The 22605-nt window shown below is 68.7% G+C and carries 26 protein-coding genes; 14 read left to right on the forward strand and 12 right to left on the reverse strand.

The features are described 5' to 3' along the window. Nucleotides 1–34 precede the first annotated feature (34 nt). Nucleotides 35–1531, forward strand: coding sequence for a glutamate--cysteine ligase (locus ACIQF0_RS15770; RefSeq protein WP_401030055.1), 1497 nt, complete (start codon nt 35–37; stop codon nt 1529–1531). On the opposite strand, the gene ACIQF0_RS15775 is transcribed toward ACIQF0_RS15770, so the two are convergent. The 3 genes from ACIQF0_RS15775 to ACIQF0_RS15785 form a co-directional block, all read right to left on the reverse strand. Further along, the gene (locus tag ACIQF0_RS15775) at nt 1528–2490 is read right to left on the reverse strand and encodes a hypothetical protein (RefSeq protein WP_401030057.1); all 963 of its coding nucleotides are present in this window, start codon (nt 2488–2490) and stop codon (nt 1528–1530) included. The two genes, ACIQF0_RS15770 and ACIQF0_RS15775, sit on opposite strands and share 4 nt — an antisense overlap. A gap of 65 nt (nt 2491–2555) precedes the next feature. After that, on the reverse strand, nt 2556–2966 hold the full coding sequence (locus tag ACIQF0_RS15780; RefSeq protein ID WP_360046606.1) for a hypothetical protein: 411 nt from the start codon (nt 2964–2966) through the stop codon (nt 2556–2558). Further along, nucleotides 2963–4615, reverse strand: coding sequence for an ABC-F family ATP-binding cassette domain-containing protein (locus ACIQF0_RS15785; RefSeq protein ID WP_401030060.1), 1653 nt, complete (start codon nt 4613–4615; stop codon nt 2963–2965). The genes ACIQF0_RS15780 and ACIQF0_RS15785 overlap by 4 nt, the downstream gene beginning before the upstream one ends. A gap of 91 nt (nt 4616–4706) precedes the next feature. Here ACIQF0_RS15785 and ACIQF0_RS15790 point away from each other — a divergent pair, with 91 nt between their 5' ends. Together ACIQF0_RS15790 and ACIQF0_RS15795 are read left to right on the forward strand one after the other, a co-directional pair. Next, nucleotides 4707–5330 carry a superoxide dismutase gene (locus ACIQF0_RS15790; RefSeq protein ID WP_401030062.1) on the forward strand — a complete coding sequence of 208 codons (624 nt, stop codon included), beginning with the start codon at nt 4707–4709 and terminating at the stop codon, nt 5328–5330. A 677-nt stretch (nt 5331–6007) separates the two neighbouring features. After that, nucleotides 6008–6130 (forward strand): hypothetical protein, encoded by a 123-nt coding sequence (locus ACIQF0_RS15795; RefSeq protein WP_401030064.1) that lies wholly within the window; start codon nt 6008–6010, stop codon nt 6128–6130. Here the strand turns inward: ACIQF0_RS15795 and ACIQF0_RS15800 are convergent. Then, a complete protein-coding gene (locus tag ACIQF0_RS15800; protein ID WP_401030066.1) occupies nt 6127–6390 on the reverse strand; it encodes a DUF2530 domain-containing protein in 264 nt (87 codons plus the stop codon). The two genes, ACIQF0_RS15795 and ACIQF0_RS15800, sit on opposite strands and share 4 nt — an antisense overlap. A gap of 17 nt (nt 6391–6407) precedes the next feature. On the opposite strand from ACIQF0_RS15800, the gene ACIQF0_RS15805 reads away from it, so the two are divergent. From ACIQF0_RS15805 to ACIQF0_RS15815, 3 genes are read left to right on the forward strand one after another with little or no spacing between them, the layout of a single operon-like run. Further along, complete coding sequence (locus ACIQF0_RS15805) at nt 6408–7841, forward strand: NCS2 family permease (protein WP_401030068.1); 1434 nt, start codon at nt 6408–6410, stop codon at nt 7839–7841. A gap of 40 nt (nt 7842–7881) precedes the next feature. Beyond that, the gene (locus ACIQF0_RS15810; RefSeq protein ID WP_396424978.1) at nt 7882–8307 is read left to right on the forward strand and encodes a MarR family winged helix-turn-helix transcriptional regulator; all 426 of its coding nucleotides are present in this window, start codon (nt 7882–7884) and stop codon (nt 8305–8307) included. Between the two features lie 58 nt (nt 8308–8365). Beyond that, nucleotides 8366–9628, forward strand: coding sequence for an MFS transporter (locus ACIQF0_RS15815; protein WP_401030071.1), 1263 nt, complete (start codon nt 8366–8368; stop codon nt 9626–9628). Here the strand turns inward: ACIQF0_RS15815 and ACIQF0_RS15820 are convergent. Continuing rightward, the gene (locus ACIQF0_RS15820; protein ID WP_401030073.1) at nt 9625–10083 is read right to left on the reverse strand and encodes a cupin domain-containing protein; all 459 of its coding nucleotides are present in this window, start codon (nt 10081–10083) and stop codon (nt 9625–9627) included. The genes ACIQF0_RS15815 and ACIQF0_RS15820 overlap by 4 nt on opposite strands. Before the next feature lie 84 nt (nt 10084–10167). Between ACIQF0_RS15820 and ACIQF0_RS15825 the strand changes: the two genes are divergently transcribed. Continuing rightward, nucleotides 10168–10737 (forward strand): TetR/AcrR family transcriptional regulator, encoded by a 570-nt coding sequence (locus ACIQF0_RS15825; RefSeq protein ID WP_401030075.1) that lies wholly within the window; start codon nt 10168–10170, stop codon nt 10735–10737. A gap of 9 nt (nt 10738–10746) precedes the next feature. On the opposite strand, the gene ACIQF0_RS15830 is transcribed toward ACIQF0_RS15825, so the two are convergent. Both ACIQF0_RS15830 and ACIQF0_RS15835 read right to left on the reverse strand, forming a co-directional pair. Next, nucleotides 10747–13521: a sacsin N-terminal ATP-binding-like domain-containing protein gene (locus ACIQF0_RS15830; protein ID WP_401030077.1), complete on the reverse strand. Its 2775-nt coding sequence runs from the start codon at nt 13519–13521 to the stop codon at nt 10747–10749. Further along, nucleotides 13518–14255 (reverse strand): DUF3027 domain-containing protein, encoded by a 738-nt coding sequence (locus tag ACIQF0_RS15835; RefSeq protein ID WP_401030079.1) that lies wholly within the window; start codon nt 14253–14255, stop codon nt 13518–13520. Before ACIQF0_RS15835 ends, ACIQF0_RS15830 begins: the two co-directional genes overlap by 4 nt. A gap of 58 nt (nt 14256–14313) precedes the next feature. On the opposite strand from ACIQF0_RS15835, the gene ACIQF0_RS15840 reads away from it, so the two are divergent. From ACIQF0_RS15840 to ACIQF0_RS15850, 3 genes are read left to right on the forward strand one after another with little or no spacing between them, the layout of a single operon-like run. Continuing rightward, complete coding sequence (locus ACIQF0_RS15840; RefSeq protein ID WP_401030081.1) at nt 14314–15066, forward strand: glutaminyl-peptide cyclotransferase; 753 nt, start codon at nt 14314–14316, stop codon at nt 15064–15066. Between the two features lie 4 nt (nt 15067–15070). Further along, nucleotides 15071–16573 carry an MFS transporter gene (locus tag ACIQF0_RS15845; protein WP_401030083.1) on the forward strand — a complete coding sequence of 501 codons (1503 nt, stop codon included), beginning with the start codon at nt 15071–15073 and terminating at the stop codon, nt 16571–16573. Between the two features lie 10 nt (nt 16574–16583). Continuing rightward, nucleotides 16584–17039 carry a DUF2771 family protein gene (locus ACIQF0_RS15850; RefSeq protein ID WP_360046584.1) on the forward strand — a complete coding sequence of 152 codons (456 nt, stop codon included), beginning with the start codon at nt 16584–16586 and terminating at the stop codon, nt 17037–17039. On the opposite strand, the gene ACIQF0_RS15855 is transcribed toward ACIQF0_RS15850, so the two are convergent. Together ACIQF0_RS15855 and ACIQF0_RS15860 are read right to left on the reverse strand one after the other, a co-directional pair. Continuing rightward, nucleotides 17040–17624 (reverse strand): HD family hydrolase, encoded by a 585-nt coding sequence (locus ACIQF0_RS15855; RefSeq protein WP_360046582.1) that lies wholly within the window; start codon nt 17622–17624, stop codon nt 17040–17042. 13 nt (nt 17625–17637) lie between these two features. Continuing rightward, a complete protein-coding gene (locus ACIQF0_RS15860) occupies nt 17638–18027 on the reverse strand; it encodes a cold-shock protein (protein WP_258947641.1) in 390 nt (129 codons plus the stop codon). A gap of 124 nt (nt 18028–18151) precedes the next feature. Between ACIQF0_RS15860 and ACIQF0_RS15865 the strand changes: the two genes are divergently transcribed. Continuing rightward, entirely contained in the window at nt 18152–18355 is a 204-nt protein-coding gene (locus tag ACIQF0_RS15865) for a hypothetical protein (RefSeq protein WP_319975801.1), read from the forward strand. Here the strand turns inward: ACIQF0_RS15865 and ACIQF0_RS15870 are convergent. Further along, complete coding sequence (locus ACIQF0_RS15870) at nt 18327–18944, reverse strand: HAD family hydrolase (RefSeq protein ID WP_401030087.1); 618 nt, start codon at nt 18942–18944, stop codon at nt 18327–18329. The two genes, ACIQF0_RS15865 and ACIQF0_RS15870, sit on opposite strands and share 29 nt — an antisense overlap. 52 nt (nt 18945–18996) lie before the next feature. On the opposite strand from ACIQF0_RS15870, the gene ACIQF0_RS15875 reads away from it, so the two are divergent. Both ACIQF0_RS15875 and ACIQF0_RS15880 read left to right on the forward strand, forming a co-directional pair. After that, nucleotides 18997–19539 (forward strand): TetR/AcrR family transcriptional regulator, encoded by a 543-nt coding sequence (locus ACIQF0_RS15875; protein WP_401030089.1) that lies wholly within the window; start codon nt 18997–18999, stop codon nt 19537–19539. Between the two features lie 55 nt (nt 19540–19594). Next, nucleotides 19595–20797: an Nramp family divalent metal transporter gene (locus ACIQF0_RS15880; protein ID WP_401030091.1), complete on the forward strand. Its 1203-nt coding sequence runs from the start codon at nt 19595–19597 to the stop codon at nt 20795–20797. Here ACIQF0_RS15880 and ACIQF0_RS15885 read toward each other — a convergent pair. After that, nucleotides 20779–21729 (reverse strand): Gfo/Idh/MocA family protein, encoded by a 951-nt coding sequence (locus tag ACIQF0_RS15885; RefSeq protein ID WP_401030093.1) that lies wholly within the window; start codon nt 21727–21729, stop codon nt 20779–20781. The two genes, ACIQF0_RS15880 and ACIQF0_RS15885, sit on opposite strands and share 19 nt — an antisense overlap. 22 nt (nt 21730–21751) lie before the next feature. On the opposite strand from ACIQF0_RS15885, the gene ACIQF0_RS15890 reads away from it, so the two are divergent. Continuing rightward, entirely contained in the window at nt 21752–22126 is a 375-nt protein-coding gene (locus ACIQF0_RS15890) for a YccF domain-containing protein (RefSeq protein WP_360046573.1), read from the forward strand. Between the two features lie 57 nt (nt 22127–22183). Here ACIQF0_RS15890 and ACIQF0_RS15895 read toward each other — a convergent pair whose 3' ends face one another. Next, nucleotides 22184–22576, reverse strand: a complete 393-nt coding sequence (locus tag ACIQF0_RS15895) for a VOC family protein (RefSeq protein ID WP_401030095.1) — start codon at nt 22574–22576, stop codon at nt 22184–22186. Nucleotides 22577–22605: the final 29 nt, after the last annotated feature.

Raw genomic sequence — 22605 nt, forward strand, 5'->3', positions numbered from 1 at the left:
CGCGCCCACCGGCGCCGAGCGAAGGGGTAGCGGCATGGGAAGTGAAGTGTCCAGCCGCACTTTCACCAGAGACGATCGCCAGCGCTATCGCGAGAAGATGCAGCGAAGTCTCGACGCATTGGCCACGATGCTGGCCGAAGACACGTTTTCCTTTCCCCGTCGGCAGATGGGGCTCGAGATCGAGTTGAACCTCGTCGACGACGCGATGCGGCCGGCGATGGCGAACTCGGAGGTGCTCGAGAAGATCGACGATCCCTCCTACACGCTGGAGCTGGGGCAGCAGAACCTGGAGATCAACGTCCCCCCGCGCGAGCTGGCCGGGGGTGAGATGCTTGGCCTGGAAGAGGAACTGCGCACGTCGCTCGACAACGCCGATTCGAAGGCCAACGACGCGGGCGCGAACCTCGCCATGATCGGCGTGCTGCCCACGTTGCGGGAGAGGCACTTCGACCGCAAGTGGCTCTCCGAGGCGCCGAGGTACGCGCTCCTCAACGACACCATCTTCAAGGCCCGCGGCGAGGAGATGGTGCTGCGCATGGAAGGCCCGGCGATGCCGGGCAAGAACCCGGAGAAGCTGGACACGTACGCGGAGTCGATCCTGCCGGAGGCCGCCTGCACGTCCGTGCAGCTGCACCTGCAGGTCGAGCCGACGCACTTCGCCGCGCACTGGAACGCCGCGCAGTGCCTCGCGGGCGTGCAAGTCGCCATCGCCGCGAATTCGGCTTTCCTGCTGGGCAAAGCGCTCTGGCACGAGACCCGCATCCCGTTGTTCGAGCAGGCCACCGACACCCGTCCGGACGAGCTGAAGAACCAGGGCGTCCGTCCGCGCGTGTGGTTCGGTGAACGCTGGATCACGTCGATCTTCGACTTGTTCGAGGAGAACGTGCGCTACTTCCCCAGCCTGCTGCCCGAAACCGACGACGAGGACCCGTTGGAGGTCCTGGAAGCCGGTGGCGCGCCTCGTCTTTCCGAGCTGCGACTGCACAACGGCACGATCTGGCGCTGGAACCGCCCTGTCTACGACGTCGTCGACGGGGTGCCGCACCTGCGCGTCGAGAACCGGGTCCTGCCCGCGGGACCCACCGTGCTCGACACGATGGCCAACGCCGCCTTCTTCTACGGCGCCCAGCGCGCGCTCACCTCCCAGGAACGTCCACTGTGGACACAGATGTCGTTCCAGGCGGCCGAGGAGAACCTCTACACCGGTGCCCGGCACGGCATGAACGCCCAGCTGTACTGGCCGGGCATCGGGTGGATCCCACCGGACGAGCTGGTGCTGCGCCGGCTGCTGCCGATGGCGCACGACGGCCTGCGCGACTGCGGCGTCTCCGACGAGGCCCGTGAGCGCTACCTCGGCGTGATCGAGCAGCGCTGCCTCGCGCGGCGCACGGGATCGTCGTGGCAGCGGGAAACCGTTGCGCTGCTGGAAGAGCGCGGCCTGTCGAGGGACGGTGCCCTGTCCGGCATGCTCAAGCGGTACATGGAGCTGATGCACGCGGGCGAGCCCGTGCACACGTGGCACGTGGGTTAGGGCCGCAGTTTCTCGAGGAACTTCTCCCACACGGCCTTGGGCAGGCCGGCGTCAACGGCGCCGCCGGCCTCGTCCTCTGCCAGCACCGCCACCGACAGCTCCGGGGTGGCCCCGGCGAACCACGCGTGCCCCGGCCACACTCCCGCACGGCAGGCCATCCAGAGGTCGTTGCCGCACGCCGGGTCGTTCCTCAGCACCTCGTTGACCTGGTTCGCGATCTCCTTGCTGCGCAAGAGATCCCGGTCGAACGCCGGCTGCGGCGTGTCCAGCGCCTGGTACAGCGTCGCACCGTGCACGTCGGTGACGTGCGTGACGAAGTGGGCGTCGCGGTGCACGCCTTCCGCGGCGAACGTCGCGTACCCGGACGCGAGGTCGAGCGGCCGCAGTCCGCCGTCCGGCCCGTCGAGCAGCTTGGTCCGGGTGCCCTCGACGTCGGCGTACTCCGGCACCCCGGCCCGTTGCGCGATCCTGACCGCCCGTTCCGCGTCGCCCTGGTCCAGCGCCTTGCCCTCCTGCACCGCAGCGGCGGCGCTGAACGGGAAGAACACCGGACCGGGCTGCTTCACCACACCGCCCGCGCGATCGACGGCAGCGTCCTCCCCCGGCGCGTACGCCCGCACGGCGCCTCTGGCGGGGTCGACGGCCACCAGTCCCGAACGCCCGGACGCCTTCTCCCGGATCGCGGCCGCGGCACCGGACTGCGCCTTCGCGTCGATCGTCGTCACCACGACGGCGCCGTCCCGGCGGAGCTTGTCCAGGGACAGCGACCCGCGCGTGGCGAGTTCTCTGGCGACCTGCCTGACCAGCGGTGTCTCGGGGTCGCCGGAACGCCAGAGCTCCGACGCGTCCGCGAACTGCAGCACCACGTACCTGGGCGGCGGTTCGTCGGACCGCTGCCACACCACGACGCCGGCGATCACCAGGACCAGCGCTCCCAGCACAGCCAGAACCCGCCTCATCGCATCCCCCAGCGTGAAACTCCCCCAGGGAATCGAATCTAGCGGCGGCGTCCAGCCTCAGAACGTCAGCGGCGGCGCCCCGCCTTCAGTGGCGCGACGTCCGCGCCGTCGTGGGAGATCCGGCACTCGTCCGGCGTCACGGCCTCGACCGCCAGCGTCAGCTCGCCCTTCACACCCGTGTAGATCGACTCGCCGCGCGACGCCAGTGAGGCGTGCACGCGGTTCGAGTCGGTGAAGTCGCGCTCGTCCGTCACCCGCTTCTTGCCGGTCTCCTCGGGCCTGGTGGCGCTGCGGAGGTTGACCTCCAGCCACGCGGCCACCTCCGCCGGCGACGTCAGCACTTCCTCAGGGGTGCGTTCGAGCCGAACCTGGCGAGGGGAGGCGTGATCGAGCGAAGTGTGTTCCACATAGGCGTGCCAGTGGGTGTTGCGCATCGACCAGGTCTGTTCGACCGGCCAGTCCTCCTCGGTGGTCATGCCTCATATCTTCCACCCTTCACACGAGGAAACGTGAGAAGGTCGCGGACGTTGATCTCGTGATCCACCCGCACGGCCGATGCGAGCCGCCGATCGTGCGTGACCAGCAACAACGTGCCTTCGTAATTTTCGAGCGCCTGTTCCAGCTGTTCGATGGCCGGCAGGTCGAGGTGATTCGTCGGTTCGTCGAGGACCAAACACGTAGTGCCACGAGCTTGCAACAAAGCCAATCCCGCGCGGGTGCGTTCACCCGGTGAGAGGTCCCGCGCCGGTCGCAGCACGGCGTCCGCGCCGAGCCGGAACTTCGCCAGCAACGTGCGCACCTCGACGTCCTGCAACCCCGTCGCGTCCGCCACGATCCGCAACGCGCTCTCGTCGCTCGCGAACTCCGCCCGGAGCTGGTCGACCTCGCCGACGACCACGCCTGGTCCGATGGAACGGTCGCCTTCGGACAGCGGGACGCGGCCGAGCAACGCGCCGAGCAACGTCGACTTGCCGGAGCCGTTCGGACCGGTGATGCGCCACCGCTCACCGGCGCCGATCGTGAGGTCGATCGGTCCGAGCGTCACGTCGCCGCGACTGACCACGGCGTGGCGCAGGGTGAACGCGACCGAGCTGCCCCGCCCAGCCGACGGCAGGGTGAGCCGCAGCTCCCAGGCCTCGCGCGGTTCCTCGACCTCGTCCAGCCTGGCCAGCTGACGGTCCACAACGGACGCTTTGGCGGTCAGGTTCTCCGCCGACTGCGTGCGACCCGCGCGAACGTTCTTGTCCGGCTCGTCCCTGCGCGCCTTGGCGCTGTTCGCCCGGTGCACGCCCTGCCGCGACCACTCCTTGACCTGCCTGCTGCGCTGCACCAGCGAGTCGCGCTTGGCCGAGTACGCCTCGTACTCCTCCTGCGCCCGACGGCCCGCGTTCGCCTTCTCCTCGACGTAGGCGTCCCACCCACCGCCGAACACGGTGATCCTGTGGGTGAACTCGTCCAGTTCGGCGATCGCGGTCGTGGTGCGCGCCAGGAACTCGCGGTCGTGACTGACCAGCACGATCGCGCCCTGATACGCCCTGACGTGGGACTCCAGCAGGTCGAGCCCGGCGGCGTCGAGGTCGTTCGTCGGCTCGTCGAGCAGCAGCACATCGGCACGGGTGAGCAGGACCGCCGCCAGCCTGAGCCGCGCCTGCTGACCGCCCGACAACGCGTCGGGCTCCCGGCCGTCGAGCAGATCCGCCCGCAGGCCAAGACGTTCGCAGACGGCGTCCGCGCGTTCGTCGAAGTCACCGGCACCGATGGCGGTCCAGTGGTCGAACGCGTCGGAGTACCGCTCACCGCCGCCGTCCGCGAGGGCTTCTGCCTCCCGTTGCAGCCACTGCTCGGCCTGCGCGACGCCGGTGCGCCGTGCGAGGTGGTCCCTGAGCGACTCTCCAGTCACGTGGAGGGTCTCCTGCGTCAGGTGCGCGACGGTCCCGGTGCTGGAGACAGATCCGGATTCCGGCAGCAGCTCACCGGCGAGCAGGCGGAGCAACGTGGACTTGCCGACGCCGTTGGGCGCGATCAGGCCGACGCGGTCACCAGGCGAAACATCGAAATCAACCTCCGAGATCACGGTCCTCGGACCGAACGACAGCGAAATGTTCCTGGCTGTCAGCACGGACACGCTTACGACGGTACGACCGCGCGCAACTGGTTAACTGACCCTTGTTGCTAGTAAGTTGCAAATACCAAGAGATTGCAATTGGGGAGATGTCATGGCCCAGTACGTGCTGCCGGATCTCGACTACGACTACGGCGACCTCGAGCCGGCGATCATCGGCGAGATCAACGAGCTGCACCACGGCAAGCACCACGCCGCCTACGTGAAGGGCGCGAACGACACGCTGGAGCAGATCGAGGAGGCCCGCGACAAGGAGGCTTTCGGGGGCATCGTCGGCCTGGAGACCACGCTGGCGTTCCACCTCGCGGGCCACGCGCTGCACCAGGTGTGGTGGAAGAACCTCTCGCCCAACGGCGGCGACAAGCCCGTCGGCGAGCTCGCGGCCGCGATCGACGAGCACTTCGGCTCGTTCGACAAGTTCCGCGGCCAGCTCAACGCCGCCGCGTCCTCGATCCAGGGCTCCGGCTGGGGCATCCTCGCGTGGGAGCCGATCGGCCAGAAGCTGGTCACGCTGCAGCTCAAGGACCACCACTCGAACCTGTCGATCGCGACCACGCCGCTGCTCGCGTTCGACATCTGGGAGCACGCGTACTACCTGCAGTACCGCAACCTGAAGACCGACTACATCTCGGCGCTGTGGAACGTCGTCAACTGGGAGGACGTGTCCGCTCGCTTCGAGGCGGCGCGCGCCGGCAAGAACGGGCTGCGGCTGCCGTAGAGCTTCGGCGGTGGGTGCTCCGACAAGCTCCCCGCTGCTGAATACGACGAGGCCCCCTCTGCCCAGAGGGGGCCTCGTCCGTTCCCGAACTGACTGCCGCTCCCACCACGAAGCGACGAGACTTAGGTTAGCCTAACTTCGGTTCCTTGGGAAGTCTTGGCGCGATCTCACCCGATCAAGCAGCACGAAGTCCGAGTCAAGCGCCGCGATGGCGCGGACCTGATGCTGGTACGAGCCGACCAGCATCAGAACCAGCACACCTCTGCTTCCATGGCTGCGCGCGCAATGCGATCGGCGTACAGGGCCGCCGGGCCTGACGTCGTGGCTGACGCGTTGAAGGACGAGTTCCCCTGGATCGGGGTACTGCCCGAGCCAGACCGTGCGGAGTTCGTGCAGGAGTTCATCCAAGCCATCAACGCATCCGCCGAGCTCGGTCAGTGGTCTCTGCTCGGAACGATGACGCACGAGTGGGCGAACACCGCGATCGTTCACGCGACCCCGAGATCTACCAGACGCTCAGCACACCCATCAGCATCGAGGACCTCGACGCCGGCCACCCCGACGAGAACGAGTGAGGACTTGCCTGCGAAACGCGGCGATCGCGCCGCTCCACCACATCGTCCAGGCGGCTACGTCGTCCGGTTCGCCACCTGGCGCGCCTCGTTGTCGACGGCGTCGTGTTCGACCAGTGGCAGTACGAGGTCACGTCCAGCGGGCGCATCTGGTACTTCATCAACGAGGAGCGCAGGACCGTCTGGACCACCTGGGCGGGCACAGGCCACCCGAAGTTGACGGACTAGGCGCCTTCCAGCCCTTGCTGCGCCCCGCGTGACCCGCGCCTCGCCGCTCGGCGTTGCCAGTAGAAGACTCCGTACCCGATGATCCCGAGCAGACCGCCGGACAGCGTCGTCCAGATCAGGGTGCTGTTCGAGCGGTCGACGAGCAGCACGACCAGGAATCCGAGGAACCACACCGCGGTACCACCCAGCACCACCGGCACGGGGTCGGCCAGTCGATGGGGCAGTGCGGGCGGGTGTGGGGCGTGCTCGCGTTCGGACACATCGGTAAGGAGAGCAGATGCTGGACGGGTTCTTCAAGATTTCCGAGCGCGGGTCGACCGTGGCGCGTGAACTGCGCGGCGGTGTCGTGACCTTCTTCACGATGGCCTACATCGTGGTGCTGAACCCGCTGATCATCGGCAGCTTCGCGCCGACGGGGCCCGGTTCGCACCCCGACGTGCTCGGCAACATCCTGCCGGTGGGGCAGGTCGCGGCGGTGACGGCGCTGGTCGCCGGTGTGATGACCATCCTCTTCGGACTGATCGCCAACTACCCGTTCGCGCTGGCCACGGGGCTGGGCATCAACTCGTTCGTCGCGGTGTCGGTGGCCGCCAAGGTCACGTGGCCAGAGGCGATGGGCCTCATCCTGGTCAACGGGCTCGTCGTCCTCCTGCTCGTCGTCACGGGTGTGCGGACCGCGGTGTTCAACGCCGTGCCGAACGAACTGAAGGCCGCGATCGCGGTCGGCATCGGTCTGTTCATCTGCTTCATCGGACTCGTGGACGCCGGGTTCGTGCGCCGGCTGCCGGACGCCGCCAACACCACCGTGCCGGTCGGGCTCGGCATCAACGGATCGATCGCGAGCTGGCCGACGCTGGTGTTCGTGGTCGGGCTCGTGCTCACGGGTGTGCTGTTCGCGCGCCGGGTCAAGGGCGCGATCCTCATCGGCATCGTCGCGACGGCGATCTTCGCGATCGTCCTCGAGGCCCTCGTCAAGGCCGGGCCGTCCGCGGGCGTCAACGCCAAGGGCTGGAACCTCGGCTACCCCGCGCTGCCCGACCAGGTCTTCGGCATCCCCGACCTCTCCCTGCTCGGCGAGGTGTCGTTCGGCGCGTGGACGCGGATTCCGGCGCTGGCCGCCGCGCTGATCGTCTTCACGCTGGTGCTGACCGACTTCTTCGACACCGTCGGCACGATGACCGGCCTGGGCAAGGAAGCCGACCTGATCAAGGAGGACGGCCAGCTGCCCGACGTCAGCAAGGCCCTGTTCGTCGACGGCCTGGGTGCCGTCGCCGGTGGTGCCGCGTCCAGCTCGTCGAACACCGTCTACATCGAGTCGGCGTCCGGCATCGCGGAGGGCGCGCGGACGGGGCTCGCGAACGTCGTGACCGGCGTGCTGTTCCTGCTCGCGATGTTCTTCACGCCGCTCTACGAGGTCGTGCCGATCGAGGCGGCCGCGCCCGCGCTGGTGATCGTCGGCGCGCTGATGATGATGCAGGTCCGCGAGATCGACTTCAGCGACTTCACCATCGCCCTGCCCGCGTTCCTCACGATCGTCGTCATGCCGTTCACCTACTCGATCGCGAACGGCATCGGCGCGGGCTTCGTCAGCTACGTCCTGCTCAAGGCCCTGACGGGCAAGGCACGAGAAATCCACGCGCTGATGTGGATCGTGGCGGCCGCTTTCGTCGTCTACTTCTCGTTGGGACCGATCCAGGCCCTGCTGAGCTGACCTTTCGGCAGGAAACTATTTCGTGAGGTATGCTAACTACGTGGCGATCGATCAGCACGGACTGGCGAGCAGGCTGAGGCTTGCCGTCGTTCGTCTCAACCGCCGCCTGCGAGCGCAGCGCACCAACTCGTCGGTGTCGCTCACCCAGGTGTCAGCGCTGTCCACACTGCACAAGTGCGGCCCGCTGACCCCTGGCGAGCTCGCGGCCAAGGAAGGCGTGCAGCCGCCGTCGATGACGCGCGTGATCGCCGCCCTGGAGGAGTTCGGGTTCGCCACGCGCAGCCCGCACCCCACCGACGGCCGTCAAGCCATCGTCGAGCTCACGGGCGAAGGCTTGTCGTACCTGGAAGACGAGATCACGGCCCGCGAAGCGTGGCTGGACAGGCGGCTGGCCGAGCTGGACCCCGAGGAACGGGAACTGCTCACACGGGCCGCCGAAATCATCGACAGGATGGCGGGTCAGTAAGAACGTGTCGGGTTACGCGGGTGGTGGAGCAGACAGTTCGCCACCTCGTCGTACCGGAATGTTCGGATCCTTAGGCATATACAACTATCGCCTCTACGCCTCCGGGCAGATCATCTCGCTGGTCGGCGTCTGGATGCAGCGGGTCGCCCAGGACTGGCTGGTCCTGGAACTCTCGAACGGCTCCCCCGTCGCACTCGGCTTCGCCGCCTCGCTCCAGTTCCTCCCGGTCCTGCTGCTGTCCATGTGGGGTGGCGTCCTCGCCGACCGCATGGACAAGCGCAAGCTCCTGCTGTGGCTCGAGTCCGCGCTGGGCATCTGCGCCCTGGCGCTGGGCATCCTCGACGTCACCGGCGTCGTCGAGCTCTGGCACGTCTACCTGCTCTGCCTGCTGCTGGGCGCCTTCTCGGCGGTGGAAACCCCGGTGCGCCAGTCGTTCGTGGTCGAGATGGTCGGCCGCGACCAGCTGACCAACGCCGTCGCGATCAACTCGATGATGTTCAACCTGGCCCGCATCATCGGCCCGGCCATCGCCGGCCTGACGATCGTGGCGATCGGCACCGGCTGGGTCTTCCTGGCCAACGCCATCAGCTTCGTGGGTGTGGTCGGCGGCATCTGGCTGATGCGCACGTCCCAACTGCTGCGCGCCGACCCGCTGCCGCGCGAAAAGGGCCAGCTCCTCTCGGGCCTGCGCTACGTCAGAAGCCGCCCTGACCTGCTGACGGTCATGGTGCTCGTGTTCTTCATCGCCACGTTCGGCATGAACTTCTACATGACGCTCGCGATCGTGGCCCGCAACGTCTTCGGCGGCGACGCCGACGCCTACGGACTCCTGTCGACGTTGATCGCCGTCGGCACCCTCGCGGGCGCGACGCTGGCAGCCAAGCGAAAAACGCCGAAGCTGACCGTGTTCATCGGCTCTGGCGTGATCTTCGGGCTGCTGGAGATCGTCTCCGGGATGATGCCGACGATGCTCCTGACCGGTCTGATGATGATCCCGGTCGGCGTCGCGATGATGACCTTCAACACGACCGCCAACGCCACCGTCCAACTGGCCGTGGAACCCGAGATGCGCGGCCGCGTGATGGGTATCTACATGCTGGTCTTCCTCGGCGGAAACCCCGTCGGCGGCCCGCTCATGGGCTGGCTCGGCGAGATCAACGGCCGGGCGCCGATCATCATCGGCGGTGCCGTGTCGATGCTGGTGACGATCACCGCGTGGATCGTCCTGGTCAGGCGCGGCGACATCGGGAAGCCGAGGCTGCGACGGCGGCGGCAGGCCCCGGCGGAGGCACTGCCGGAGCCGGCGGAGGTAGCGAGCTAGGCGAACTCGGTGGACGGTTCGGTGGCGTAGTTCTTCCAGATCGGCGTCATCGTCTCGCGCGTCATGGGCTGCCCGGACTCGACCATGGCCTTGAGGTCGCGGAAGTACTGCACGTACAGGTCCGGCGTGAAGGTGGTCAGCATGACCGCAGGGTCGTCGCCGGGGTTGGCGAAGGTGTGCGGCGCGCCCGGCGGGACGGTCACCCACGTGCCGGCACCGACCTCGTGGTCGTCCTGCCCGATGGTGAACCGCACGGTGCCCGAGAGCACGTAGAAGCCTTCGTCGTGCTGCGCGTGCCGGTGCTGCGGAGGACCGGGCGTGCGCGGGGGAATGACGACTTCACCGATGCCCAGGCGGCGGTGGGTGTTGCTGCCGTCTTCGAGGATCCGGATCTGCGACGGACCGCTGGCGATGAGCTCGCCCTCGCCGGGCCGGACGATCGACACCTCAGTCATGTGGAAGCCTCCCGATATGATTGCAGCTTGTGCAATCACCGTACAGCAGTGACTGCACATTGCGCAGTCGCTAGGCTTCGGCGCATGCCGCGATGGAAACCGGACGCACCCGAGCGCCTGCAGACCGCCGCGTTGGAACTCTTCGACCACCAGGGGTTCGAGCGCACGACGGTCGCCGAGATCGTCCAGCGGGCGGAACTCACCCAGCGCACGTTCTTCAACCACTTCGCCGACAAGCGCGAGGTGCTGTTCCGGCTGAGCTCACAGCTCCAGCAGGAAATCGTCCGCGAGATCGAGGCCGGCGACGACACCCTGCCGCCGCTCGACGCCGTCGTGCGCGCGCTGGAAGTCGTTGGCGACAGGATGTTCGAGGACCGCCGTGCCTTGATGGCACGCCGTTACGCCATTGTCGCCGCCAACCCGGAGTTGCAGGAGCGCGAGCTCTCCAAGAACGCAGCGCTCACCGAGGCCATCGCGACCGTGTTGCAAGCGCGGTGCGGTGACGCTGAAACGGCATTCCTCGCCGCCGGTGCCGCCATGCTCGCGCAGCAGGTGGCGTTCCGGAACTGGTGCCGGCCGGGCGAGACCCGGACCTTGCACGACCTCCTGCAGGACGCGCTGCGCTCCCTGCGCACCACCGTCGAACCGGCCTGACCCAGCGGCTCAGCCCAGCAGGGTCGCAGCCCTCGGATCGGTGATCAGCGCGGCGAACGTGTGCCGATCCGCCCACCGCTGCGTGACCCAGGCCAACGCCCGTGCGAGCCCCTCAGGCGTGTCGGAGGCGTGCGGAACGTCGTCAGCCATCCACCACTCGACCCGTTGCCCGTCGACCTGCAGTTCGTCGTGCACGACGACAACACCGTCTGGCAGCGCGACCTCCAAGAGCTCACACGCCATCCGCACGGCACCGAGGTCGCGCCACTGGACGATCTCGCCGACGTGGTCGGGAGAACCCTCGAACTCCTCGGAGGCCAGCGCCAGGTCCAGCAGGTCGGCCAGCTCCTCCGACCCGTCGGCCAGCAGCACGCGGGAAGCCGGCACCACACCGAGCAACCACGGGTGGTCCAGCACCACGACGTCCTCGGCCGCGGCCACCTCCCCGGAGAGCACCCGAACCTGCTCAGGCGGAGCGAAGTCCCCCTCGGGCAGAGCCCCGTAGGCGCGCAACACCACGGCGTCCGCGATCGCACGGTCCGCGTCCCCGAGCCGTTCCAGCACGAACTCGGCATCATCGTCGTCCCAGATCTCCAGCGACGACCGGACGCCGACGGCCCGCAGCACGTGCTCGGGCAGCTCGAGATCCGGCACGGCGTCGAAGAGCCCGTCCAGCAACGAGGCGTCCGGCAGCCGGAACGACCGCGGCGACTTGCCGGCCAGCAGCGCGTGCCGGGCGATCCACCAGCCCGTGTAGCCGTCGGGCTCGGTCACCGCGCGCCAGGTCACCGGGTCGGAGGCCAGCAACCGCAGTGCGGCCGGCCAGTCCGCGACGAGATCCAGATCCCGGACGGCCACGACGCGACTGGGCTCGTCCGGCACGGACGCCCACCACGCGGACTCGTCGGCGAGGTCGTGATCCGGTCCGGAGGGCTCGTCGTCGACGACCACCGAGAACCCGTCCACCACACCGGCGGCGACCAGCGCGGAACGCGGGTAGGTCTCGGCGATCTCCTTGGAGAGCAACGGAAAAGCGTCGGCCTCGACCACGCCGACCAACGCCGAGTCCGGCAGCAGCAACTCGTCCGCGCGATGCCACTCACCGGCGCCGTCCGGCAGGGCCAGCGACCCCAGCCAGGGCTCCTCCCCTGCCCGCAGACCGGCGCGGTCCACGAGGCGCAGCACGGTCTCGACCAGGTCAAGCCCGTCGAGACCGGCTTCGGCGTCTTCCAACGACCGCGCCACGTTCTCGCGCAGCGAGGGATCCGCGAGCAGTTCGGCGGCACCGGCCTCGACCGCGCCCAGCCGCACCAGCAACGGGTGCACGGCGTCCGGGTGCACGACCCGCAGACCGGGCAACGGCTCGTCGGCGATCAACGTGGTCCGCGGCCCCGTCACCACGCGGCCGTCGGCCAGCGGCACGGGCAGCGACGCCAACGCCTCGCGGACGTCCGGATCCACCTCGGCGAGAGGCGCGAAGGCCGCGTAGACGTCACGCCACCAGCCGGGATCACCGGAGACGCCCGCCAGAGCCGCAACGACCTCGGCGGTGGTCACGCGCGGAACTTCCAGCGCTGCCAGGGCTTTGGCGTGCACCGGGGCGGACAGCTCGGCGTCCAGCAGCCCGGGCAGGGCGTCCTCGACCAGGTCGACGAGTTCCTCGGAACCGACGTCCAGGACGCGAGCGCGTGAAGGCTCGATCCACTCTCCGGAAGCCAGCGGCAGCCAGGCGGAGGCGCGCAACGAGCGCACCACGGCCGTCCGCAGCCGATCGTCCACTTCGGACAAGGGGAAGCCCGGCAACGGCACCAGAGCGGTCCGCTCGATCGCCGGCACCCGTGCCACCAGAGCCGGATAGGCAGCGGCGGCGGCGTCCAGCACCGACCACGCGGCCGGGCCCGGCAGGATCCGGCGGCGCGAGGGCTCGACCGGCAAGGTCGCGATCAGGCGGGCGGGCAACGACAGGCGCTCGTCGGTCGGCGTCGGCGCGTGCAGCACGTCCTCGCCCAGTTCCGAATCCAGCGGGTACGCCCACGACACGGTCCACTGAGGACGGTGCTCGACGCCCTGGACGAGTTCCGCGGGCAGTTCGCCGACCGTGCGCTCGACCAGCCAGCGCGACGTGCCGACGGTGACGACGCCGTCCTCGGTGACGAAGCGCTCCCACGACTGGGAGCCGACCTCGATGCGACGCAGGCCCGGCAGCGCCAGCAGCAGGTCCGGCACCTCCGCGGCCAGGTCGTCCAGCGACAGGTCGACCTTCAGCGGCAGACGGACCTCGGTCGCGAACCCGGCCGGCACGTCCTCCACGACCGGCCAGACCAGCCGCAGCACCGGCACGTCGCCGCCGCGCTCGGAGGCCAGGTCCGGCACCTCGGCACGGGTCCGCGCCAGGGAGAACTCGACGCCACCCGTCGTGGAGACCACGCGCGGTGCGTCCGACACGGCCAGCACGGCCGCGAAGCCGACGCCGAACTGACCGACGCCGGACTCCTTCGAGGAGGCCCGCAGCGAGGCCAGAGCGGCCACACCGGCCTCGGTCAGGGGCGCACCGGTGTTCGCCGCGCGCAGCTCGCCGTCGACGAGAGTGATCCGCAACACACCTGGCTCGGAACCGGCCGCGTCGGCCGCGTTCTGGGCGAGTTCGACGAGCAAACGGTCCCGGTAGCCACCGATGCGGAGGTCTTCCTCGGCGTTCGCGTCTTCACGGAAGCGGGTGGGCGAACCACGCCACGCGGCCAGGACCGAGGTGCGCAGGACCTCGGTGCCGAACGGGTCGGTCACTCCGAGACGTCCAGAACGTCCAGCTGCGCGTCGTCGTAGACCAGGTCGGCGACCGGCACCATCGGGCTGATGTCGACCTCGACCTGCGAGTGCGCGCCACAGCCGTACTCGACGTGCACGACGTGGCCGTCCGCCGGAGCGATCTCGTTGGCGCAGACGCCGAACGCGGCACCGAACGCACCCGCCACGCGGGTGTAGAAACCGCAGGTCCCGCAGTGCGCGGGGGCGCTGCGGGCCATGTCGGAGCGCGGGCCGAAGTCGGAGGCCGCCCAGCGGTCGGCAGCGTCGACGCGGCCTTCGCGGGACAGGACGCGGGTGCGGCCGAGGCCGATCTCCAGCGCCACCTCCTCGATGGCCGGGTCGTCGGACTGCACGTACGCCTCGATCAGGCGCGGGTCGTCCTCGCGGGGCGGCATCAGGTCGCCCACGCCCAGGTCACCGGCACGGACCCGTTCGCTCCACGGCACCCACTCCGGGGCCACCAGGGCGTCCTGGCCGGGCAGCAGCACGACCTCGCTGACCGAGACGGGCGTGCCCTCGCCGGCGTGGGCGACGGTCACCGCCCAGCTCCAGCCGCGATAGCCCGCGTGCTCGGCCTCGAACAGATGGGTGACGGAGTACTCGTCCTCGTCCTGCACCCCGACGTGAGCGCCGACGCGTTCCACCCCGGCCTCTTCCTGCGCAGCTGCGCGGGCGAGATCAACGGCGTCGAGGAGCATCTCAGTCGCGGTCACGTGGTGAATTGTGCCGCAGGTCTTCGCCGGGACGAAAACTCGTGCCACCCTCCGTTGGGTGCGCTCACCCATCTGGCTGGTCCTCGTCGCGGTGCTGGCCGCCTGCTCAACTCCGCAGGAGACGAAACCGCAGGTAGAAGTCCTGCAGAAGATTCCGCACGACACCTCGGCGTTCACCCAGGGGTTGGAACTGGTCGACGGCGTCCTCTACGAGGGCACCGGGCTCGAGGGCGAGTCGACGATGCGCGCGCTCGATCCGTCGACCGGCAACGTCCAGAAGAAGGTCGATCTGCCGCCGGACTACTTCGGCGAGGGCATCACCGTCGTCGGCGACACCATCTGGCAGATCACGTGGCAGAACGGCGTCGCGATAGAACGGGACCGCAAGACGCTGAACGAGCTCCGCCGCGTGAGTTACGAGGGCGAGGGCTGGGGCATCTGCGACGACGGCAAGCAGCTGATCATGAGCGACGGCACCGCGAAGCTGACCTTCCGCGACCCGAAGTCGTTCAAGGAGACCGGAAGCGTGCAGGTCACGCGGGCAGGCCAGCCCCTCACCCAGCTCAACGAACTGGAGTGCGTCGGCGGCAAGGTCTGGTCGAACGTGTGGAAGACCGACGAGATCGTGCGCATCGATCCGGCCAACGGACAGGTGACGAACACCTACGACCTGTCCTCGCTCAAGCCGGCGGGCGACGTGGACGTCCTCAACGGCATCGCGCACGTCCCCGGAACCGACGAGTTCCTGGTCACAGGCAAGAACTGGCCGACCATCTTCCGAGTGAGGTTCAACGGGATGGGGCAGGATTGAGGGTGTGACGGACGACCGCGGGCGGAGTGACGGACCGGCTCCGAAGCGCTACCCGTGGCAGGACGACGAGTACCGGCCGCGGGAGCGTCGAGGGCCTGCGTCCGAGCACGGTTTCCAGGCCCCGCCCCGCCGTCCCCAGAACACCCGTCCGCTGCCCAACTCCGACCAGCAGACGACTCCGACGCCCAAGCCGCCGCGCAAGCTCACGGTGACGCGGGTGGCGTGGTTCCGCGGCAAGCAGATCTCGCAGCAGGCGCTCGCGGCGTTCCGGCGCGCGGCCCGCGCCGACGGTGCCGGCCAGTCCGGCATGACGTCGGTCACCTACGCGGTGATGATGAACTACGCCGCCGACGCCGCGATGGCCGTGGCTCTGGCGAACACCCTGTTCTTCTCCGCGGCGAGCGCCGAGTCCAAGACCAAGGTCGCGCTCTACCTCCTGATCACGGTCGCGCCGTTCGCGTTGATCGCGCCGGTGATCGGCCCGCTGCTGGACAAGATCCAGCGCGGCCGGCGGCTCGCGCTGGCGGCGTCGTGCGTGCTGCGGATCGTGCTGTCGGTCGTGATGGCGCTGAACTTCGACAACTGGCTGCTGTACCCGGCCGCGCTGGGCAGCATGGTGCTGAGCAAGTCGTTCACCGTGCTCAAGTCCGCGATCACGCCGCGCGTGCTGCCGCCGGAGATCACGCTGTCCAAGACCAACGCCCGCATGACGATCTTCGGTCTCGCGGCGGGCGGCGTGTTCGGTGCGGTCGCCGCCGGCTTCGCGAACGTGTTCGGCTCGCCGGGCGCGTTGTGGTTCACCGCGGTGCTGTGCCTGGTGAACGCGTGGCTGTGCATGAAGATCCCGTCGTGGGTCGAGGTGACCGAGGGCGAGGTCCCGGCGACGCTCACCCCGAAGCCTGCCAGGCAGCGCGTCTCGCGGCACGTCATGGTCTCGTTGTGGGGCAACGGTTCCATCCGCGTTCTGACCGGCTTCTTGACGCTGTTCGCGGCGTTCGTGATCCGCGAGCAGACCGAGGGCGATGCGGTGCAGCAGTTGCTCCTGCTCGGTGTGATCGCCGGTGCGGCGGGTGTCGGCAGCTTCCTCGGCAACGCGATCGGCGCGCGCCAGCACTTCTCCAAGCCGGACGAGGTGATCCTCGCCTGCGTCGGCACGGCGCTGGCGGCCACGATCGTCGCCGCCGCGCTGCCGGGCCTGGTCACGGCCGCCGTCGTCGGTCTGCTGGGCGCCACGGCGTCGTCGCTGGCGAAGGTCGGCCTCGACGCGGTGATCCAGGACGACCTGCCGGAGGAGTCGCGCGCGTCGGCGTTCGGCCGCTCCGAGACGATCCTGCAGCTCGCGTGGGTCTTCGGCGGTGCGCTCGGCGTGCTGCTGCCCGCGACGTTCTGGATCGGCTTCCTCGTGCTCGCCGTGCTGCTCGCGCTGGGCCTCACGCAGACGTGGATGTACCGCAACGGCACGTCGTTGCAGAGCCTGGTCCGCAGGCCGGCCCCGGCGACCCCGTAGGCTGCCTGACGTGCGTCGACTTGCTTCTGTAATGGCCGCCAGCGTTCTCGTGCTGTCCGGATGTTCGCTCCAGCAGCACGACCCCGAGGTCACGTTCTACGCGAACGGCAAGACCATCCGCATGGAGCCGACGATCTACTGCGACGTCGAGGGTTCCAACTGCGCCGAGAAGAACGCGCCCGGCACGCTGAAGGTGCCGGCGGGCAAGGTCGTGCAGATCTCCGTGGACGGGCGGCTCGCGGACGGCCTCTGGGAGGTCGTGTGCGTGTTCGAGAACGCCGCGAAGGTCCAGGAGGGCTGCTCCTCGCCGTTGCTCGGCAAGGGCGACGACTACACGTACACGCTGGCCGTGCCGAACGACTCCGACCAGCTGCTGCGCATCGAGGTGCACGAGGCGGCCGGCGCGGTGCTGGAGACCGGCCAGCCGCTCATGCGCGGCTCGTGGGTCGTCGACGTCACTCGTTGATCACCGCCTGCCGAACGCCTCCCACCACTCGCTGGGGGCGATCCGCAGGGCCGAGTCCATCAGGGCCTTGCCGGTGTCGGTGACCACCGACGCCTGCATGGTCTGGATGAAGCGCTCCATCTTGGTGATGCCCGCGGCCTGGTACTCCCTGGCCTGCAACAACAACTCCAGCTTGTCCGCGTCACGCGAGCAGCGCGCCTCTGGCGTGTGGTCGAAGCCCTTGGCGGACTCGTGTTCGGCCACCAGCGCCTCGATGTGCGCGGCCAGCGGCGCGGGCAGGTGCTGGACCTGGTCCCGCGCGACCTGCTCCGGCGGCATCTTCACGTCGAGGTAGAGCTTGCCGACGTACGGGATGTCACCGATGCGTGCCTCGGGCACGTCGTGGAAGAGGCCCAAAGTCGCTGCCCTGTCAGGATTCGCGCCCTCCTGCACGGCGATCGCGTACGCCAGAACACCCACCCGGAACGAGTGGGCGGCCACCGACTCGGGGTTCTGCACCCCGGCGAAGAGCCACCCCGCTCTGGGCAGGCGTTTGAGCTGGCCGACCTCGTAGACGAACTCGACGATCCTGTCAGCGTCAGACATGACGCTGATCCTTTTACGGATCGAGGTCCCGCGCCACCACGCGGACGGCCTCGGCGACGAGCTTCATGGTCTTCTTGTCGGACGGGTAGCGGCCGCGGCGCAGGTCAGGCTGGACCTTGTTCTCGAGGAGCCTGATCACTTCCTCGATCAGGCCGTGCAGCTCCTCGGCGGGACGGCGGCGCGCCTCCACGACGGACGGCGCCGGGTCGACCAGGCGCACGGACAGCGCCTGCGGACCGCGGCGGCCTTCGGCCATGCCGAACTCGATGCGCTGGCCGGCCTTGAGGCCTTCGACACCGGCAGGCAGGGCGGCTTTGCGGACGTAGACGTCCTCGCCACCGTCCTGGGTGACGAATCCGAAGCCCTTCTCCGTGTCGTACCACTTGACCTTGCCGGTCGGCACCGCGCTCACCATTCCCTTGCTCGTGCACAACGAACGCGCCCCAGGCGTACCCAGGACGCGTCCCACCAGAGTAGCCAGAAGACCTTGAGGAAGGCACCTCCGTTAGCGCGACTACCCTGCACCTATGACCGTTCCGAAGTTGATGCCGCTGGCCATCGGCCTGTTCGCCGTGGGCGTACTGGCGATCATCGCGGTCTTCGTGCTCTTCGCCCTGGGTCACAGCGACCTGCCCGCGTGGCTGAACTTCGCCGGCACCTACCTGCCCGCGATCGGCCTCGGCCTCGGGATCGTCGCGGTGATCAGGAAATCACGCCAGAAGAAGTCCTGAGCCACTCCGGGAACTCCCGCAGGTCCTCCAGCACGACCGCCGCGCCCGCCGCGGTCAGTTCCGCACGCGAGCACGGTCCCGTGACGACGCCGACGCCGAGCGCGCCGGCGGCCCTGGCACCGTTCATGTCGCCGATGTGATCACCGACGTAGACGGCGGCGCCGTGCAGCTTGAGCGACTCGGCCTTGCCCGTCGACCACAGCTCGCCGTAGAGGTGGTCGACCTCCCAGCCCATGGCTTCCAGGTGCAGCGCGGCGTTCTTGCGGTACTTGCCGGTGACGACCATGGTCCGGCCGCCCAGTTCGCGGACGCAGGCGAGGGCTTCGGCGGCGCCGGGCAGCGCGACCGTGCCGGGGATCACGAGCTCCGGGTACAGCGCGCGGAAGAGCGAGACCATGTCCGGGATCTCCTCCTCGGGCACGCCCATGTCGCGGTAGGTCATGTCGAGGGGCGGGCCGAGGTTCGCCGCGAAGTGCTCGCCGTCGAGGGCGTGCCCGGTGCGGGCGCCCACCTCGTTCAGCACGGCGGCCATGCCCGGTCGCGGGTCGATGAGGGTCATGTCCAGGTCAAAGCCCACGGTGAACGGCACAGAACCTCACTCTACGTCTTTACAAAACCTGTAAACGTGTAAAGGTGAATGGGTGAGCGACATCACCGAGCTCTTGCTGGACTCGGCCGCCGACCTCCTGGCGGCCCGTGGATTCCACGGGCTGCGCATGATCGAGGTCGCCAGTCGCGCCGGAGTGAGCAGACAGACCGTCTACAACGAGTTCGGCAACAAGGAAGGGCTCGTCCAGGCCGTCGCCGTGCACAAGACGGAGGAGTACCTGACCGGGATCGCGACCCGGCTCAAGGAGGACCCCGACCCGTGGGAGGCGATGCGGTCGGCGTTCCGCTTCACCTTCGAGCAGACCGAGAAGGACCGCCTGGTCTCGGCCGTGCTGACCGGGCAGAACGCCGAGGACCTGCTGCCGTTCATCACGATCCGCGGCCATCCGATCCTGTTCCACGCCACCGAGGTCGTCGAACAGCACCTCAGCAACCACTTCCCCGGCCGGCACGTGCGGTTCACCGCCGAGACGACCGTGCGGCTCGCCCTGAGCCATCTGCTGATGCCGAGCGGGGATCTGGACGGCGCGATGGACGCCGTCGTCAGGGTCGCCAGAGTGACGATGGACGCATGATCGGGTAGCCACGCCACCCTTGTTGCAATAATCCTGCAACAAGGGGAGGTGTCCGGTGGTCGCTGTCTCGGCCCGCCTGCGTGCGGGTGCGGCGTTGCTCGGTCCGGCGTTCGTCGCCGCGATCGCGTACGTCGATCCCGGGAACGTGGCCACCAACACCGCGGCGGGCGCGCGGTACGGGTACCTGCTGGTGTGGGTGCTCGTCGTCGCGAACGTCATGGCGGGACTCGTGCAGTACCTGTCGGCGAAACTCGGCCTGGTCACCGGGAAGTCGTTGCCCGAGGCGGCGCGGGACCACCTGCCGCGTCCGGTGCGGCTCGCGTACTGGGGCCAGGCCGAGGTCGTCGCGATGGCGACCGACCTGGCCGAGGTGCTCGGCGGGGCGATCGCGCTGCACCTGCTCTTCGACCTGCCGTTGCTGCTCGGTGGCGTGATCACCGGTGTGGTGTCGACCGTTCTGCTGCTGGTGCAGGACAAGCACGGGCAGAAGCCGTTCGAGCGGGTGATCACGACCATGCTGTTCGTGATCGCCGTGGGGTTCATGGCGGGACTGTTCGTGTCGCCGCCGTCGGCCGGTGGTGCGGTTTCCGGGCTGGTGCCGCGGTTCGACGGCGCGGACAGCGTGCTGCTCGCGGCGGGCATGCTCGGGGCGACCGTGATGCCGCACGCGGTCTACCTGCACTCCGCGCTGGCCCGCGACCGGCACGGCAGGAACCCGTCGGTGCTCGGCGCGACCAAGGTCGACGTCGTGGTCGCGATGGTGCTGGCGGGCGCGGTCAACATGGCGATGCTGCTGCTCGCCGCTTCCGCTCTGCAGGGTCACGAAGGCGTGGACACGTTGGAAGGCGCCCACGCGGCGGTCGGTGCCACGTTGGGTGGCGGGATCGCGCTGCTGTTCGCTTTGGGTTTGCTGGCTTCGGGTTTCGCGTCCACCGCCGTCGGTTGCTACGCGGGTGCCGTGGTGATGGACGGACTGCTGCGCGTGCGGATCCCTTTGCCGGCAAGGCGTTTGATCACGCTGGTGCCGGCGCTGGCGATCCTGGCGGTCGGGGTCGATCCGACGTTCGCCCTGGTGCTGTCGCAGGTCGTGCTGTCGTTCGGCATCCCGTTCGCGCTGGTGCCGTTGGTCTGGCTGACCTCGCGCCGGTCCGTGATGGGTTCGTTCACGAACCGGCGCTCCGTCACGTTCGCCGCTGGAGTGGTGGCCTTCGCGGTCGTCGTGCTGAACGTGGTGTTGATCTACTTGACGCTGGCGTAGCTGACGCCGATCTGGCGCAGCGCCTCTTCGAGCGTGCGCATGACCTCCAGGGTGTTCTCCCAGGTGATCCGCGGGTTCTGCGTCAGTCCGGCGGTGATGCTCTCCTCGACGGCGCGGATCTGGTGCTGGTAGCCCTCGTCCTCGATGGCGTGCTCGATGCCGTTGATCACGACGGCGGTCGGGTTGAACATCGGGTCGACGAGCTCGATGCGGCCCTCCGTGCCGACGATCTCCGCACGTGCGCCGGTGTTGGCGACGAGCGAGCAGCTGAGCAACGCGTGGGCACCGTTGTCGTAGGCCAGGTAGATGCCCGCGTCAGCGTCCACTTCGGTCGGTGCGAGGCTGCCGTGCGCGTGGATGTGCGTTGGCACGCCGAGAAGTTGGTGCGTGAGTGCGACGGGGTAGACGCCGAGGTCGAGGGTCGCACCACCGCCGGCCTCCTTGGCCCACAGGCGATCGCCGTCGCTGAAGGCGTGCCGGAAGCCGAAGTCGGCGCGGATCATCCGCACCTCACCGATCTCACCGGCCTCGATCGCCTCCTGGACCTTGCGGATCAGCGGGTTGAACCGCGTCCACATGGCTTCCATCAGGAAGAGGTTCTTGGATCGTGCCCGTTCGATCATCTCCTCGGCGTCCGCGACCGTGAGCGCGAAAGCTTTCTCGCACAGCACGTGCTTGCCGGCGTCGAGCGCGGCGAGCGTCACCTCGTGGTGCTGGCCGTGCGGCGTGGCGACGTAGACGACCTCGACATCAGGATCGGCGAGCAGGTCGCGGTAGTCGCCGTACGCGCGCTCGATGCCGAAGTTCTCCGCGAACTTCTGGGCTTTGGTGATGTCCCGCGAGGACACCGCGAGCACGGTGGCACCCGCCCTGAGCATGTCGGCGGTCACGGCATGCGCGATTCCACCTGTAGCGATCACACCCCACTTCATGGCTTGAGCTTAGATTGGAGGCATGCGCCTCATCCTCAACGTGATCTGGCTGGTGCTCGCCGGTTTCTGGATGGCCGTCGGCTACGCGGTCGCCGGCCTCATCTGCTGCGTCCTGATCATCACGATCCCGTGGGGCATCGCGTCGTTCCGGATCGCGAACTACGCGCTCTGGCCGTTCGGCCGCGAGGTCGTGGACAAGCCGGGCGCGGGCACCGGATCGCTGCTGGGCAACGTCATCTGGATCATCGTCGCCGGCCTGTGGCTCGCGATCGGCCACGTGCTCACCGGCATCGCGCTCTGCATCACGATCATCGGCATCCCGCTGGGAATCGCGAACTTCAAGCTCGTGAAGGTCTCGCTGGTGCCGCTGGGCAAGGAGATCATCGAGGTCCCGTGAGGGTCCCCCGCGCCTCGTCGGGGCGAGGCGCGGGGAACCACTCAGGAGCACGCGCCGTCAGGCTTCGCCGTCCAACAGCTCGTGCAGGCACAGGATGTTGCCCTCGGTGTCGGTGAACCACGCCGCGCGTTCGCTGCCCATGACCGCGATGTGGCCGGTGGTCTTGAAGTCGGGCAGGTCGTAGTCCTCGAAGCGCACGCCTTTGCCTTCGAGTTCCGCGATCTCGCCCTCCAGATCGGGCACCTCGAAGCTGATGGCCGTCTGCCGGCTCTGCGCGCCCTTCTCGGCGGGCCTCAGGCCAAGCGCGTCGCCCTGCCCGAGCGCGAAGATCCGCGTGCCGTCCTCGGTCGTGGTGATGGGCTTGAGGCCGAGCATGTCGGCGTAGAAGCGGCCGGCGCGCTCGGGGTCTTCGACGGGCAGCATCGTCGTGGTTCGGGTGGCGGTGAGCATGCGCGCCTCCTTCGGCGGAATCCACTGAT

The organism is Lentzea sp. NPDC092896, from assembly GCF_044754905.1.
GTDB lineage: Bacteria > Actinomycetota > Actinomycetes > Mycobacteriales > Pseudonocardiaceae > Lentzea.